Below are 14,772 nucleotides of genomic sequence, written 5' to 3' on the forward strand. Positions count from 1 at the left end.
GTGAGCGGCCTGCTGTGCCTGTGCCGGCAGGGCTTCGAGCCGGAACTGGCGGGCGAGCTGAGCGAGCGCGCCGCCTATGCGGGCATTGCCGGCTATGCGCGCACCCAGCGCAACGACGGCTATGTCCTGTTTGCCACCGACGAAGGGTCGGCGCTGTCGCAGGCGCTGCCCTGGCGCTCGCTGATCTTCGCCCGTCAGAAGCTGGTGGTGCTGGCCGAACTGCGCGAGCTGGACCCGTCCGATCGCATCACCCCGATCCTGGCCGCGTTGGAAGGCCAGGCCCGCTTCGGCGACATGTGGGTGGAACATCCCGATTCGGATGAAGGCAAGCCGCTGGCCGGACTGGCCCGGGCGTTCGGCAATGCGCTGCGCCCGGCGCTGCGCAAGGCCGGGCTGCTGACCGACAAACCGAACACCGCCCTACCGCGCGTGCACGTGGTGTTCGTCGATGGCCGCCACGCCTTCGTGTGCACGGCCGACACCCGCGACAGCGCGCCATGGCCGCTGGGCATTCCGCGCCTGAAGCTGCTGCCCGAAGCCCCGTCGCGCTCGGCGCTGAAGCTGGACGAAGCCCTGCTCACCCTGATGCGCCCGGAAGAACGCGAGCACCTGGTCAAGCCGGGCATGCGCGCCGCCGACCTCGGCGCCGCCCCCGGTGGCTGGACCTGGGTGCTGACCCGCCAGCACATGCACGTGATCAGCGTGGACAACGGTCCCCTGCGCGAGCACGTGCTGCAGACCGGGCTGGTCGAACACCTGCGCGCCGACGGCTTCCACTGGCAGCCGGAAGCCCCGCTGGACTGGATGGTCTGCGACATGGTTGAACAGCCGCGTCGCGTCGCCGAACGCATGGCCACCTGGTTCCGCGAGGGCTGGTGCCAGCATGCGATCTTCAACCTGAAGCTGCCGATGAAGAAGCGCTGGGATGAAACCCGCCTGTGCCTGGAGCTTTTCCAGCAGCAGGCCGGACGACCACTGAACCTGCGCGCCAAGCAGCTGTATCACGATCGCGAAGAGATCACGGTGCTGGCGTGGTGAGGCGTCGTCGGAGTGTCGTTGTGGCGGTGACACGCATGGCGTGTCTCTACGTCGGCTTGGCCGGTGCGGCGTGGGCGCAGGTGCCCGCCACCACCGCGCCACTGCGCGATGTGCCGGCGGGTGTGCGCACCCAGTCCCTGTCCAGTGGTGCGGTGACTCATACGGTCACCCTGCCACCGGTGGCCGGCGAATCGACCGTGACCGTGCGCTCGGTGCAGCCGGACAGCGTGGTCGGGCAGTACCGGTTCCGCTTTGAGACGCTGGATGTGGACGGCGATGGCTTCATCAGCCGTGAAGAGGCGCAGGCCAATCCGGCGCTGGCCGATGAGTTCCAGTCGTTGGATACCGCGCGACGGGGGCGGTTGGATCGCAGTCAGCTGCAGGGTTGGCTGGTGCCGTAAGGGTGATCACGCGCATGGCGCGTCACTCCCTGGAGAAGCGCTTCAGGCTCTCGGTCGCCGCCATCGCCTGCTGCAAAGCCTGCCGGGTCTCCTCTGTCTGCGCAATATTCAGTTGGTAGCGTAGATCCGCCTCCACCTGCGTGACGTGCACCAGCATTTTGGCGAAATCTTCGGACGACGGTCGCGCATGTTCGCCCCGCGACGCCGCGCCCACAAACGTACGCAGATTTGCGAAGGCCTCCATCGCGTTGCTGCCGCCACAGCCGACACCGTCGGGCTGTCCATTGCTGATCTGCTGCAACATCTCCACCACCCGGGATACTGCCTTGTTCGGCTCTGAAGCCATGGCTTCAGCCGCCTTCTTGAGGTCGGCCTGCGGGCGAAGCACCTTCAGTACATTGGAGATTCCGGATATGTCCATCCTGCACCTGCGAGAGCGGTTTGCCTCAGTGTGCGGCGCTCAAGTGGACGTCACTTGCAGAAATCGATCACTTCGGGCCGATTACGACATCGCAAGGCGTGTCATCCGGCCGGCGTGCGCGGCCCTGGCGGCGACGTAACACTGTTAAGCAGCAACCGGGAATCAGCGGCGGCGGCGGCTCTGGTCATGAAATCATTCATGCGCCGCGTCATGATTCGCTGCTGCTGGTTTTCGCGCCTCTCGCCCAATACACCCGGTGCATTTCCGACATTTAACGGAGCTGCCCCATCGCCTCCCTTCTTTAGCGCGTCGCCGGCGACAGCGGATGTCGTTTTTAGTCCAGTTGGAACAGAAATCTTCATTGCGAGCGAGACAGAAATGGCGTCACCCAGCATGGTGAACGCCTCCATTCCACGGCGCTTTCAGGTTTCGATCATCCGCCGAGCCCGGCCGCCCGCTTCCAGAACGCCGACACCAGCGGCGGCCACTTGCCCACGCAGCCCAGCGCGCGCCCGCGGGTCAGGGTCAGGTGCATCTCGTCGTTGGAGAACACCTTGTTGATCGCATCAAACCCGTAGGCCGACACGGTGTTGTCACTGCGCCGCTCGCGCGCCCAACGCTGCAGCCGCTCCGGGCTGGACCAGTCCTGGCGGCGCTGCAGGGCCTGCTGCACGCGCTCGCGCAGCGCGGCCACGTCGCGCAGCCCCAGGTTGACCCCCTGCCCGGCCAGCGGGTGCACCACATGGGCGGCATCGCCCAGTGCCAGCACGCGACCGGCCACATAGGCACTGGCCAGCTGGCGGCGCAGCGGGAACGCGGCCCGGCGCGAGGCCAGGGTCATCGGCCCCAGGCGCGCCGCGAAGGCACGGGTGAGTTCCTGCCCGAACGCAGCCTCATCCAGCGCCAGCACGCGTTCGGCGTCTGCGTCCGGCAGGGTCCAGACAATCGAACTGCGGTGCGTACCGGCCGGCAGCACCGCCAACGGCCCGGTGGTGAGGAAGCGCTGCCAGGCCGTGGCTTCGTTGTCCTGCGCGTGGTCGATGTAGGCCACCACACCGCGCTGACCATAGTCCTGACGGGTTACCTGCAGTCCGGCCAGCTGCCGCAGGGTCGACTCGGCCCCGTCGGCGGCCACGGCCAGCCGCGCCTCGAGCCGGCGGCCATCGTCCAGCCGAACCCGCACGCCTTCTTCGTCCTGCTCCAGCGCCTCCACCCGGGCCGGGCAGCACAGCTGCACCCCGGCGGCGGGCAGCGCCGCCCACAGGCGGTCCACCAGCAGGTCGTTCTCCACGATCCAGCCCAACTGCGCGCGGCCGAGCCGGTCGGCGTCGAAGCGTAGTTCCTCGCCACCGGCCGCATCCCAGACCCGCATGCGCCGGTAGGCACAGGCGCGCGCGGCTAGCACGCCGGGCCACACGCCCAGTGCCTGCAGCAGGTTGGCGTTGTCCGGGGCGAAGGCGTACACCCGCAGGTCGGGCTGATCCCGCTGCCAGGCCGGCGGCTCGCGTCCCTCCACCAGGGTGACATCCAGCCCGGCATCGGCCAGCGCAAGCGCGCAGGCGGCACCGACCACGCCGCCGCCGACCACGATCACATCGCGCGTGCGCCGGCTCATGCGTGTTCTCCCCGGCACAACGCCGGCACGTCGCCGCGGAACCCCATCGCCCCGCCGACCAGCAGCGACTGCACGTCGCTGGCCTGTGCGGCCAGCAGCCCCAGGCTGCGCAGCGGGCGCAGCAGCGGGGCCGGGTTGCTGGTCACGCGCGCCAGCCCGCCCGAGAAGGCGATGGTCTGGCGGCGGTCCTCCTCACGTCGGGCCACATAGGCCTGCAGCACTGCGTCGCTGCCGGCGTCATTCGCATCGGGCAGCAGCTCGGCCAGGGTCAGCGCATCGCGCAGGCCCAGGTTGAAACCCTGCGCCCCCAGCGGATGGATGGTCTGCGCGGCATTGCCCAGCAGCACCGTGCGCTCGCCCACCAGCGCGCGCGCCAGCACCTGGATCAGCGGGTAAGCGCTGCGCGGGCCGCTTTCCAGCAGCCGCCCCGCGCGCCAGCCAATGGCATCCTGCAGACGCTGCAGCCAAGCTGCATCGTCCAGCGCCATCACCGCATCGGCTTGGTCGCGCGCCACGCCGTGGACCACCCCGTAGTGGCGGTCGCCGCGCGGCAGCAGGGCGGTCGGGCCGGTGTCGGTGAAGCGCTCGTAGGCGGTGCCGTCGGGCGCACGCGCCGCACGCACGCGTGCCACGAACAGGGTCTGGTCGAAATCGTGCTCATCCACACCGATGCCCAGCGCCTCGCGAACGACACTGCGGGTGCCGTCGGCCCCCACCACCAGCCGCGCCAGCAGGGTGCGTTCGCCGTTTTCATCGGCGACCACCACCGCGCGGTAGCCGTCCACCACCTCGCCCAGCCGCACGAAGCGTGCCGGACGGTAGCGGGTCAGGTGCTGCAGCTGCTGCAGCCGGGCTTCCAGCGCCTGGCCGAAGTCCCGCGCCACCACGACCTGGCCGAACCACGGTCGCTGGTAGTCGGCGGCGTTCATCTGCACGCGGCCGAAGTCACCGGCGCGGCTGACATGGATCCGGGTGATCGGGCCGACCGCCGAGCCCAGCAGCGGCATCACCCCCAGCGCGGTCAGCGCATTGACGGTGGCGGCGGCAAAGCTGAGATTGCGCTGGTCGAACACCGGCGGCAGGCTGCCGGCCGGCGTGGCCTCCACCAGCCCGACCGTGCGCCCGGCGCGGTCCAGGGCAATGGCCAGGCTGGCCCCGACCAGACCGCCGCCGACGATCACTACATCATGACGTTCACTCATACCCGCCATGATAGAGCCAGCCCGGGCTTTGCGGCGCTAGAATGAACGCCATGACCTCCCTGCCCGCCTCTCCGCCGACCATCGCCCCGCGCGCCTTCATCCTGGCCGTATTGGCCCTGCTGATGATCGCCACCCGCGTGAACCACTTCGCGGCCATTCCGGATGCGTCGTGGGCAGTGTTCTTCATCGGCGGCTTCTATCTGCGCCAGTGGACCCGCTGGGCGTTCCCGCTGCTGATGGTGCTGGCCCTGGTGATCGACGTGCTGGTGATCCGCGCCAGCGGCATCGGCTACTGGCAGCACTACTGCGTGTCACCGGGCACGGCGCTGCTGATCCCCGCGTATTTCAGCCTGTGGGCCGGCGGCGCGCTGCTGCGCCAGGGCTACCGCAGCGCCAACTGGGCCGCGCTGGGCAAGGGCGTGGCCCTGCTGCTGGTCGCGGTGGCGGTGTGCCAGCTGTTCGCACAGGGCGGTTTCTACTGGACCAGCGACGTCGTCGCTGAGCCCACGCTCGGCGGCTGGGCGAAGAACTATGCCGACTGGTTCCTGCCTTACCTGCGCACCGCCGCGATCTACGTCGGTCTGGCCGCCGCACTGCAGTTGGCCACCGAACAGGTCGGCAAGCTGCTGCAGGCCCGCCGCGACGTGCTGCGCTGAGACCGCGCGCACCGTGGGCAACCGGCTTTCGCGCATCTACACCCGTACCGGCGACGACGGCAGCACCGGGCTCGGCGACGGCAGCCGGGTGGCCAAGGACGCGGCGCGAGTCAATGCGTTCGGCACCGTCGATGAAGCCAACTCGGCGCTGGGCGTGCTACTGGCGGTGCCGCTGCCCGAGGACATCACGGCGCTGCTGACCCGCATCCAGCACCAGCTGTTCGACCTCGGCGGCGAGCTGTGCATTCCCGGCCACGCCGCGATCCAGGCCCGCGATGTGAGCGCGCTGGAACAGCAGCTGGACCATTACAACGCCACCCTGCCGGCGCTGAAGGAATTCATTCTGCCGGGCGGCGGCGAAGCGGCTGCGCGCTGCCATCTGGCCCGCACCATCGTGCGTCGTGCCGAGCGCGAAACCGTCACCCTGGCCCGTCTGGAACCGGTGCGCAGCGAGGCGCTGCAGTACCTCAACCGGCTCTCGGACCTGCTGTTCGTGCTGGCCCGGGTGCTCGCCCGCGCCGACGGCCAGGGCGAAGTCCTCTGGCAGCACAGCCGCCGCTGACCCCCTACCCCGGAACCTGAGCCGCATGCTGGTTTTTACCCATCCTGCCTGTCTGCAACACGATCCCGGCCCGGGCCACCCCGAATCTCCGCAGCGCCTTCAGGTGGTGCTGGATGCGCTGCACTCCGCATTCCCGGACCGTCTGGACTGGCGTCAGGCCCCGGCCGCCAAGCGTGGCGACCTGGCCCGGGTCCACGACAGCGAACTGATCGACCAGGTGCTGCAGCCGCAGACCGAGCCGCTGCGGCTGATCGACATGGACACCATGACCTCGCCGGGGTCAGCCGCCGCCGCCGTGCACGCCGCCGGTGCCGGCGTGGCCGCGGTGGATGCGGTGATGCTGGGCGACGACCCGGTGGCCTTCTGCGCGGTACGCCCGCCCGGTCACCACGCCACCGCGACCACGGCGATGGGCTTCTGCCTGTTCAACAACATCGCCATTGCCGCCGCGCACGCGCGCGACCGGCACGGGCTGGAGCGGATCGCCGTGGTCGACTTCGACGTGCACCACGGCAACGGCACCCAGGACATCTTCATGGCCGACCCGCGCGTGGCTTACTACAGCACCCACCAGGCCGGGCTGTTCCCGAATTCCGGGCTGCGCCGCGACCGCGGGGCCGGCAACCTGCTCAACATCCTGCTGCCTCCCGGCAGCGGCGGCTTCCGCTTCCGCAACACCTGGGCCGACGAGATGCTGCCGGCCATTGACGACTTCCGTCCGCAACTGGTGCTCATCTCCGCCGGCTTCGACGCGCATCTGCGCGATCCGCAGGCCGATTTGATGCTGGAGACCGACGACTTCGCCTGGATCACCGCCGAGCTGCACGCACTGGCGCGACGTCACGCGGCCGGCCGGGTGGTGTCCATGCTGGAGGGCGGTTACGACCTGCAGGCGCTGGCGGAATGTTCGGTCGCGCACGTAGGCGCGATGCTCTGAGGCCTGCCGGCGGACGCCCGGCACTACCGAGGTCCGGATGAACCTGAACCGTGCTGGGCGACCGTCCTTCATTGCCCCTATGCAATGGATGGGGCAAGCTACGTTCCGTTTTCCCCCGAATCCGAAGCCCGCGTGCGCCGAGCCCTCCGCCTGCTGCCCCTCCCCCTGAGCATCGCCATCTGCCTGCCTGCCATGGCCGATGACAAGCCGTTGAACTGGGGCCTGTGCCCGGTCACCGATGTCCTGCCAGTCTTTGAAGAGGCCCCCAAGGCCGACAAGGAAGCGGCCGCGACCCGCGACCAGCAGCCCACCGATATTGAAGGCAACCAGCTGTTCGGTACCGCCACGGTGCCGCAGTACCAAGGCAACGTCACCCTCAAGCGCGGCGACCAGTTCCTGGGCACCGACCACCTGAGTTTCGACACCGAAAGCGGCAACTACATCGCCGAAGGCAACGTGCGCTACCAGGACTCCTCGTTCCGGATGGTCGCCCAGCGCGCTGAAGGCAACCAGGAGTCGGACACCCACAAGATCAGCGACATCCAGTACCAGCTGGTGGATCGTCGCGGCCACGGTGGGGCCGAGTCGGTCGATCTGCAGGGCGCGGTCGGCCAGATGCACCGCTCCACCTACACCACCTGCGATCCCTCGCAGCCGATCTGGAAGCTGTCCGCGCCGCAGATCGAAGTGGACAACGACGAAGGCTTCGGCACCGCGCGCAACGCGGTGCTGCGGATCGGCAAGGTGCCGGTGCTGTGGGCCCCGTACTTCAAGTTCCCGATCGACGACCGTCGCCAGACCGGCCTGCTGTACCCGGAAATCGGCATGTCCGGTCGCAACGGCTTCGATTACGCCCAGCCGATCTACTTCAATCTGGCCCCGAACTACGACGACACCCTGACCCCGCGCTACATGAGCAAGCGCGGTTTCATGCTGGACAACGAGTTCCGCTACCTCTACGACGGCGGCCGCGGCGAACTGCAGACCGCCTACCTGCCCAACGACAAGCTGCGCGACAAGGATCGCGGGCAGGTGCAGTACGAGGGCTACCACAACATCAACACGCACTGGCAGGCGCGGGCCAACCTGTCGTGGGTGAGCGACGAGCGCTACATGGAGGACTTCTCCAGCAAGCTGATCGGCGTGACCACCTCGAGCCTGCAGAGCCAGGTCGGCATCTACGGTACCGGCGAAACCTGGACCGCCGGGCTGATGGCCGACTACTGGCAGCTGACCGACTACACCCTGACCGAAGCCTCGCTGCCCTATTCGCGCCAGCCGCGCGCGTTCTTCACCTGGGACAAGCCGCTGCTGCCGTGGCTGGAAACCGGTGTGTATGCGGAAGCGGTGCACTTCACCCATGATGATGTGAACGGCAAGCTGGGCGTCGATGACGACTACGCCTTCAATGGCGTGGTCACCCCGTACTTCAACGGCTCGCGTCTGGACGTCAAGCCTTATGTGACCATGCCGTTCGCCGGCGCGGCCTGGTATGTGACGCCGACCCTGGCTTACCGCTACACCGGGTATGAGCTGGATCGTGGCCTTGCCCAGCAGACACGCCGCCAGGCGCTGGTCGACGCCGGCATCGATCCGGCCACCGCCACGCCCGAACAGCTGCTCGGCAACACCTCGCCCCACCGCAGCATGCCGATCGTCAGCCTCGACGCCGGCATGTTCTTCGACCGTGAGACCGAGATTGGCGGCAAGTCGTTCCTGCACACGCTGGAACCGCGCCTGTTCTACCTGCGCACGCCGTACCGCGACCAGAGCGACCTGCCGATCTTCGACACCCGCGACTTCACCTTCAGCTGGGGCCAGTTGTTCCGCGACTCGCGCTATACGGGTGCGGACCGCCAGAACGACGCCAACCAGCTGACCATGGCGCTGAGCACCCGCTTCATCGACCAGGACACCGGCCGCGAGCGCTTCTCCGGCAGCATCGGCCAGATCCTGTACTTCGACGACTCGCGGGTCACCCTGCCCGGGCAGTCCGCCGTGGTGGAACAGGGCAAGTCGGCCTGGATTGCCGACGCCAACTACGCCATCAACGACCGCTGGAACCTCGGTGCCACCTATCAGTGGGACCCCAAGCTCAAGCGTGAGGACCTGGCCAGCGTGCGTGCGCGCTACCTGATGTCCAACGATGGCATCGTCAACCTCACCTACCGCTACCGCGTGGCCCCAGGCGCGTCGGCCACGGCCACCAAGGAAGAGCGCACCCTGCTCGAACAGGCCGATCTGTCGTTCCTGTACCCGCTGAACGAGCGCTGGAGCCTGGTGGGCCGCTACTACTACTCCATTGCCGACAAGGAACCGCTGGAAATCATCGGCGGCGTGCAGTGGGACAGCTGCTGCCTCGCCGTGCGCGCCCTGGCCCGCCGCTATGTGCGCAATCGTGAGGGCGAGATGAACAACTCGTTCCAGATCGAGTTCGTGCTCAAGGGCCTGAGCTCCATCGGCCAGAACACGGACCGCACCTTGCGCCGTGCTATTCTCGGCTATTACCGCGACGACCTCTATCTCGTGCCGCCCAGCAACACCGGTGCGTCCCGCGACGACTACGATCCGAACCAGATCCCATGACCAAGACTCTTCCCGTTGTGCTCGCCTCGCTGATCGCGGTTTCGACCGTCAGCGCCCCGTTGCAGGTGCTGGCCCAGCAGACCCAGTCGCTGGACCGCATTGCGGCCATCGTCGACGAAGACGTGGTGCTGCAGAGCGAGCTGGACCGCGCCGTGAACAACATCAAGGCCCAGTACGCCGGTCGTGAGAACCAGCTGCCGCCGGAAGACGTGCTGCGCCGCCAGGTGCTGGAACGTCTGGTGCTGGTCAAGCTGCAGGTCGCCCGTGCCGAAAGCAGCGGGATCAAGATCGGCGACCAGGAACTGAACCAGGCCATCAACGCCATTGCCCAGCAGAACGGCACCAGCCTGGACGCCCTGCGCCAGCGTCTGGCCAGCGACGGCGTTGATTTCAACGACTTCCGTGCCTCGGTCCGCGATGAAATCACCGTGCAGCGCCTGCGCCAGAGCTTCGCGCAGAGCCGCATCAGCGTCAGCGAAGGCGAAGTGGATGCCGCGCTGAAGCAGGAAGCCACCACCGGTACGCAGTACCACCTGGCGCACATCCTGATCGCCCTGCCCGAAGCGGCCACCGCCGACCAGATCGCCACCGGCCAGAAGAAGGCCGACGGCGTGAAGGCCCTGCTGGACAAGGGCGAGCTGGACTTCAACGCCGCCGCGGTGCGCTACTCCGACAGCCCCAACGCGCTGGAAGGCGGCGACCTGGGCTGGCGCACCCTGGATGAGATTCCGAACGCGTTCGCGCAGATGATGACCAGCATGAAGAGCGGCGACGTGGTCGGTCCGCTGCGCGGCCCGAGCGGCTTCCAGCTGCTCAAGCTGGTGGAAGTGCGCGACGCCAATGCCAGCGCCGGCGGGCAGACGGTCACCGAGTACCACGGCCGGCACATTCTGATCCGGGTCACCGACCAGCAGGACAACGCCGCCGCCAAGGCCAAGATCGACACCGTGCGTGCTCGCATTGCCGGTGGCGCGGACTTCCAGACCGTGGCCAAGGAATCGTCCGAAGACGCCAACACCAAGGGTCAGGGCGGCGACCTGGGCTGGTTCCCGGCCGACGCCTTCGGCGCGGACTTCGGCCGCCAGATCACCGGCGTGGACGATGGTGGCGTCAGCCAGCCCTTCCGTACCGATGCCGGCTGGCACATCGTGCAGCGCGTGGAAACCCGCCAGACCGACGCCGGCGTGGACAACAAGCGCGCGCAGATCCGCGAAACCATCGGCCGCCGCAAGCTGGAAGAGGAATACAACCGCTTCCTGCAGGAACTGCGTGGCGAAGCCTACGTCGACCTGCGCCAGGGCGACGCCGCCGCTGCGGCGACCCCGCCGCAGTCCTGAGGTCCTGCCGATGCTCCCGCAGCTCGCTCTGGTACCGGGCGAGCCCGCCGGCATCGGCCCTGAATTGTGCGTGCGGCTGATCCAACAGCCGCGCAGCGACTGCCAGCTGCTGGCCTTCGCCGACCCGGACACCCTGCAGGCCGCCGCCTCCGCGCTGGACCTGCCGCTGCAACTTCTGCCTGAACACGCCATCGCCCGCCAGCCGGGCGATCTGCGTTTGCGCGCTGTGCCCAACGCCACCCCTTCCCGCTTCGGCGAAACGAACCCGGCCAATGCCGCAGCGGTCATCGGGGCCCTGCACCAGGCGGGTCAGGCCTGCCTGGAGGGCACCCTCGACGGCGTGGTCACCGGCCCGGTGCACAAGGCGGTCATCAATGAGGGCGGCATCGCCTACAGCGGCACCACCGAGCTGCTGGCCGACCAGGCCGGGGTCAAGGTGGTGATGATGCTGGCCAACGACATCGTGCGGGTGGCCTTGGCCACCACCCACCTGCCGCTGCGGGCGGTGGCCGATGCGATCACCGCCGAGACGCTGACGACCACCCTGCGTACCGTGCACACCGCGCTGCGCCGCGATTTCGGCCTGTCCGCCCCGCGCATCGCGGTGCTGGGGCTGAATCCCCATGCCGGCGAGGACGGGCATCTGGGACGGGAAGAACTGGACCTGATCATTCCGCTGCTGGAGCGCCTGCGCGCCGAGGGCATGGACCTGGTCGGCCCCTTGCCGGCCGACACCGCCTTCCTGCCGCAGAAACTGACCGGTTTCGACACCGTGCTGGCGATGTACCACGACCAGGGTCTGCCGGTGCTCAAGTACAGCGGCTTCGAGCAGGCCGTGAACATCACCCTGGGCCTGCCCTACCCGCGCGTGGCCGTGGACCACGGCACCGCGCTGGACCTGGCCGGGCGCGGCGTGGCCGACCCTTCCAGCCTGCAGGCGGCCACGGCGCTGTGCGCCCGGCTCGCCGCACAACGTAAAATGGGCGCATGACTTCTTCGCATTCCCCCTCGGCCCCGGGCTTCACCGCCCCGGCCAAAAAGCAGCTGGGCCAGCACTTCCTGGCCGATCGCAGCTACATCGACAAGATCGTGCTGGCGGTCAACCCGAAGGACGACGACCGCCTGGTCGAGATCGGCCCGGGCCAGGGTGCGATCACCCTTCCGCTGCTGCGCCGCCATCCGCGCCTGACCGTGATCGAGTTCGACCGCGATCTGATCGCGCCGCTGACCGCCGCCGCCGAACCGCTGGGCGAACTCACCATCGTGCACCGCGACGTGCTGCAGGTGAACTTCACCGAATTGGCCGCAGGCGGAGAGATCCGTCTGGTCGGCAACCTGCCGTACAACATTTCCTCGCCGATCCTGTTCCACGCCATGGAGCATGCGGCGGTGATCCGCGACATGCATTTCATGCTGCAGAAGGAAGTGGTCGACCGCATGGCCGCCGAACCGGGCAGCAAGGTGTACGGCCGCCTGAGCGTGATGCTGCAGGCGTGGTGCAAGGTGAGCTCGCTGTTCGTGGTGCCGCCGGGTGCGTTCCGGCCGCCGCCGAAGGTGGACTCGGCGGTGGTGCGGCTGGTGCCGCGCGACCCCGCCACCGTAGGCATCATCGATCGCAAGCGCTTTGCCGAGGTGGTGCGCTCGGCCTTTGGCCAGCGCCGCAAGACCCTGCGCAATGCGCTCAACGGCGTGGTCACGCCCGAGCAGTTCGAGGCCGCCGGCGTCCGCAGTGACGCCCGTGCCGAGCAGCTCGAAGTGGCGCAGTTCATCGCGCTGGCCAATGTTCCGCGCGCGGAAGCGTGAAACACCCTCTACACTCCCCGTATGACTGACGCAGCAAAAAAACACGCCATCGCGGTGGAGGTGGCTCCCCGCTTTCTCGATGACCAGTCCACGCCGGAGGACGGGCGCTATGCGTTCGCCTACAGCATCCGCATCCACAACAAGGGCCAGGTCGCGGCACGCCTGGTGCGTCGCCACTGGCGCATCACCGACGGCAATGGCCGGGTGGAGCAGGTAGACGGCGAAGGCGTGGTCGGCGAGCAACCCCGGCTGCGCCCGGGTGAAGAGTTCCGTTACACCTCCGGTGTCATGCTGGAAACCGAGCACGGCACGATGCAGGGTCATTACGACATGGTGGCCGACGATGGCACCGAGTTCGCAGCGACGATCGAGCCGTTCGTACTGGCCATTCCACGCACACTGCACTGACGGAGGCGCACGCATGAGTGTATGGGCCATCGGCGACCTGCAGGGCTGCTATGAAGTAACGCAGCGGTTACTGGAAAAGATCCGCTTCGACCCGGCGGTGGACACGCTGTGGTTCTGCGGCGACCTGGTCAACCGCGGCGGGCAATCGCTGGAAACGCTGCGGCTGGTCCACTCGCTGCGCGAGAACAGCGTGGTGGTGCTGGGCAACCACGACCTGTCGCTGCTGGCGGTGGGTTCGCGCACCGAGGAAGAACAGCGCAAGGTCAATCCGGACCTGCTGCGCATCGTGCAGGCCGAGGACCGCGACGTACTGCTGGACTGGCTGCGCCTGCAGAAACTGGTACACGTGGACCGCGAGCTGGGCTGGATGATGGTGCACGCGGGCCTGGCCCCGAAGTGGACGACGCAGCTGGCCGAGAAGCATGCGCGCGAAGTGGAAGCGCAGCTGCACGGCAATGGCTACCGCAAGCTGTTCCGCAACATGTACGGCGACAAGCCGATCTGGTCGCCGGGGCTGGCGGGCTATGACCGTTCGCGGGCGATCATCAACATCCTCACGCGCATGCGTTACTGCACGCCGCGCGGGCGCATCGGTATCGAAGACAAGGGCACGCCGGGCACGCAGGAACAGGGTTTATACCCGTGGTTCGAGGTGCCGGGCCGGGTCGAGCGCGATCTGAAGATCGTGTGCGGCCACTGGTCGGCGCTGGGCCTGACGATCACCCAGGGTGTGCACGCGATTGATACGGGTGCGGTATGGGGCGGCAAACTGACCGCGCTGCAGCTGGATACGGACGAACTGCGTGTGGTGCAGGTACCGGGCCGGGATGTGCCGAAGCCGGAAGCACCGCCGCGTCCGCCGCAACCGCGCCGCGAAGGCGGTGGTGGTGGCAACGGGCAGCCGCAGGGCCGTCCGCGCGGGCAGCGCCAACGTGGTCCGCGCCGGGGGCAGCAGGGGCAGCGTCCACCGCGCGATTCCAATGGCACGCCGGCCTGATTGCGCACGCCCTGTAGAGCCGGGCTTGCCCGGCTGCCTTTGGTTTATCGGGAGTCTCAGATGGGCAAAAAGGACATTGCACTGATATTGGGCATCTGGCTGGTGCTGGTGGGGGGCTGCCAACGCGGCCCAGCCCCGCAGGCGGCGGACTCGGCCACCGATGCCCCGCCCTCGATCACGGCATCACCAGCGCCGGCGTCCCCGCCGCTGGTGGCTGCAGCCCGCGCGCAGATCGGACGCACGGTGCTGTACGACCCGGCCTATGTGGTGCTGGGCTACCCGGGCGGCGACGTGCCAGACGATCGCGGGGTCTGCACGGACGTGATCGTGCGCGCATTGCGCGAGCAGGGGCTGGACCTGCAGCAGCGCGTGCATGAAGACATGCGCGCGGATTTTGCGGCGTACCCGTCGCTGTGGGGCCTGTCGCGCCCCGACCGCAACATCGACCACCGCCGGGTGCCGAACCTGATGCGTTGGTTCGAGCGCCAGGGCTGGGAGCAACCGACCTCGATCAAGCCGGGCGACTTTGCCGCCGGCGACATCGTGGCCTGGAAGCTGAGTGGCAGCGGCCTGCTGCACGTGGGCATCGTCTCCGACCGCCGCGCAAGCGACGGCACGCCACTGATCCTGCACAACATCGCACGCGGCACCCGCGAAGAGAACCTGCTGTTCGCGCACACGATCATCGGCCATTACCGGCCCAGCTTGCAGACCACGTAGAGCCGGGCTTGCCCGGCTGCTGTTGGCTCTTGGCAAACAACCCTCGGTTCACGGCCTTCCTGGTTTGGCGGGGCGGGGTGGGTTTGCGG

At 68.2% G+C, this 14,772-nt stretch carries 16 protein-coding genes; 12 read left to right on the top strand and 4 right to left on the bottom strand.

Going from position 1 to position 14,772, the window contains the following annotated elements:
* Positions 1-1,038, top strand: coding sequence for a 23S rRNA (cytidine(2498)-2'-O)-methyltransferase RlmM (gene rlmM, locus QMX83_RS05550; protein WP_282295651.1), 1,038 nt, complete (start codon positions 1-3; stop codon positions 1,036-1,038).
* Between the two features lie 35 nt (positions 1,039-1,073).
* Positions 1,074-1,439 (top strand): EF-hand domain-containing protein, encoded by a 366-nt coding sequence (locus QMX83_RS05555; protein ID WP_282295652.1) that lies wholly within the window; start codon positions 1,074-1,076, stop codon positions 1,437-1,439.
* Positions 1,440-1,461: 22 nt separating this feature from the next.
* Here the strand turns inward: QMX83_RS05555 and QMX83_RS05560 are convergent, their stop codons facing one another.
* The 4 genes from QMX83_RS05560 to ubiH all read right to left on the bottom strand — a co-directional run bounded on the left by QMX83_RS05560 (position 1,462) and on the right by ubiH (position 4,677).
* On the bottom strand, positions 1,462-1,860 hold the full coding sequence (locus QMX83_RS05560; protein WP_282295653.1) for a hypothetical protein: 399 nt from the start codon (positions 1,858-1,860) through the stop codon (positions 1,462-1,464).
* A 101-nt stretch (positions 1,861-1,961) separates the two neighbouring features.
* Positions 1,962-2,255 (bottom strand): hypothetical protein, encoded by a 294-nt coding sequence (locus QMX83_RS05565; protein WP_282295654.1) that lies wholly within the window; start codon positions 2,253-2,255, stop codon positions 1,962-1,964.
* A 38-nt stretch (positions 2,256-2,293) separates the two neighbouring features.
* Entirely contained in the window at positions 2,294-3,475 is a 1,182-nt protein-coding gene (locus QMX83_RS05570; protein WP_282295655.1) for a UbiH/UbiF family hydroxylase, read from the bottom strand.
* Positions 3,472-4,677: a 2-octaprenyl-6-methoxyphenyl hydroxylase gene (ubiH, locus tag QMX83_RS05575; protein ID WP_282295656.1), complete on the bottom strand. Its 1,206-nt coding sequence runs from the start codon at positions 4,675-4,677 to the stop codon at positions 3,472-3,474. Before ubiH ends, QMX83_RS05570 begins: the two co-directional genes overlap by 4 nt.
* A gap of 50 nt (positions 4,678-4,727) precedes the next feature.
* Here ubiH and QMX83_RS05580 point away from each other — a divergent pair, with 50 nt between their 5' ends.
* The 10 genes from QMX83_RS05580 (at position 4,728) to QMX83_RS05625 (ending at position 14,683) form a co-directional block, all read left to right on the top strand.
* Positions 4,728-5,333: a hypothetical protein gene (locus QMX83_RS05580; RefSeq protein WP_282295657.1), complete on the top strand. Its 606-nt coding sequence runs from the start codon at positions 4,728-4,730 to the stop codon at positions 5,331-5,333.
* Positions 5,334-5,346: 13 nt separating this feature from the next.
* Complete coding sequence (locus QMX83_RS05585; RefSeq protein ID WP_282295658.1) at positions 5,347-5,895, top strand: cob(I)yrinic acid a,c-diamide adenosyltransferase; 549 nt, start codon at positions 5,347-5,349, stop codon at positions 5,893-5,895.
* 25 nt (positions 5,896-5,920) lie between these two features.
* Positions 5,921-6,832, top strand: a complete 912-nt coding sequence (locus tag QMX83_RS05590) for a histone deacetylase family protein (protein ID WP_282295659.1) — start codon at positions 5,921-5,923, stop codon at positions 6,830-6,832.
* A gap of 132 nt (positions 6,833-6,964) precedes the next feature.
* The gene (lptD, locus tag QMX83_RS05595; protein ID WP_282295660.1) at positions 6,965-9,418 is read left to right on the top strand and encodes an LPS-assembly protein LptD; all 2,454 of its coding nucleotides are present in this window, start codon (positions 6,965-6,967) and stop codon (positions 9,416-9,418) included.
* Positions 9,415-10,755 carry a peptidylprolyl isomerase gene (locus tag QMX83_RS05600; protein WP_282295661.1) on the top strand — a complete coding sequence of 447 codons (1,341 nt, stop codon included), beginning with the start codon at positions 9,415-9,417 and terminating at the stop codon, positions 10,753-10,755. Before lptD ends, QMX83_RS05600 begins: the two co-directional genes overlap by 4 nt.
* A gap of 10 nt (positions 10,756-10,765) precedes the next feature.
* Entirely contained in the window at positions 10,766-11,746 is a 981-nt protein-coding gene (gene pdxA / locus QMX83_RS05605) for a 4-hydroxythreonine-4-phosphate dehydrogenase PdxA (protein ID WP_282295662.1), read from the top strand.
* Entirely contained in the window at positions 11,743-12,558 is an 816-nt protein-coding gene (gene rsmA / locus QMX83_RS05610; protein WP_282295663.1) for a 16S rRNA (adenine(1518)-N(6)/adenine(1519)-N(6))-dimethyltransferase RsmA, read from the top strand. Before pdxA ends, rsmA begins: the two co-directional genes overlap by 4 nt.
* 21 nt (positions 12,559-12,579) lie before the next feature.
* Positions 12,580-12,966, top strand: coding sequence for a Co2+/Mg2+ efflux protein ApaG (gene apaG / locus QMX83_RS05615; RefSeq protein WP_282295664.1), 387 nt, complete (start codon positions 12,580-12,582; stop codon positions 12,964-12,966).
* A gap of 13 nt (positions 12,967-12,979) precedes the next feature.
* Entirely contained in the window at positions 12,980-13,963 is a 984-nt protein-coding gene (locus tag QMX83_RS05620) for a symmetrical bis(5'-nucleosyl)-tetraphosphatase (protein ID WP_282295665.1), read from the top strand.
* A 60-nt stretch (positions 13,964-14,023) separates the two neighbouring features.
* Positions 14,024-14,683 carry a DUF1287 domain-containing protein gene (locus QMX83_RS05625; RefSeq protein ID WP_282295666.1) on the top strand — a complete coding sequence of 220 codons (660 nt, stop codon included), beginning with the start codon at positions 14,024-14,026 and terminating at the stop codon, positions 14,681-14,683.
* Positions 14,684-14,772 lie beyond the last annotated feature (89 nt).

The organism is Stenotrophomonas sp. PS02289, from assembly GCF_029960115.1.
Classification (GTDB): Bacteria; Pseudomonadota; Gammaproteobacteria; order Xanthomonadales; family Xanthomonadaceae; genus Stenotrophomonas.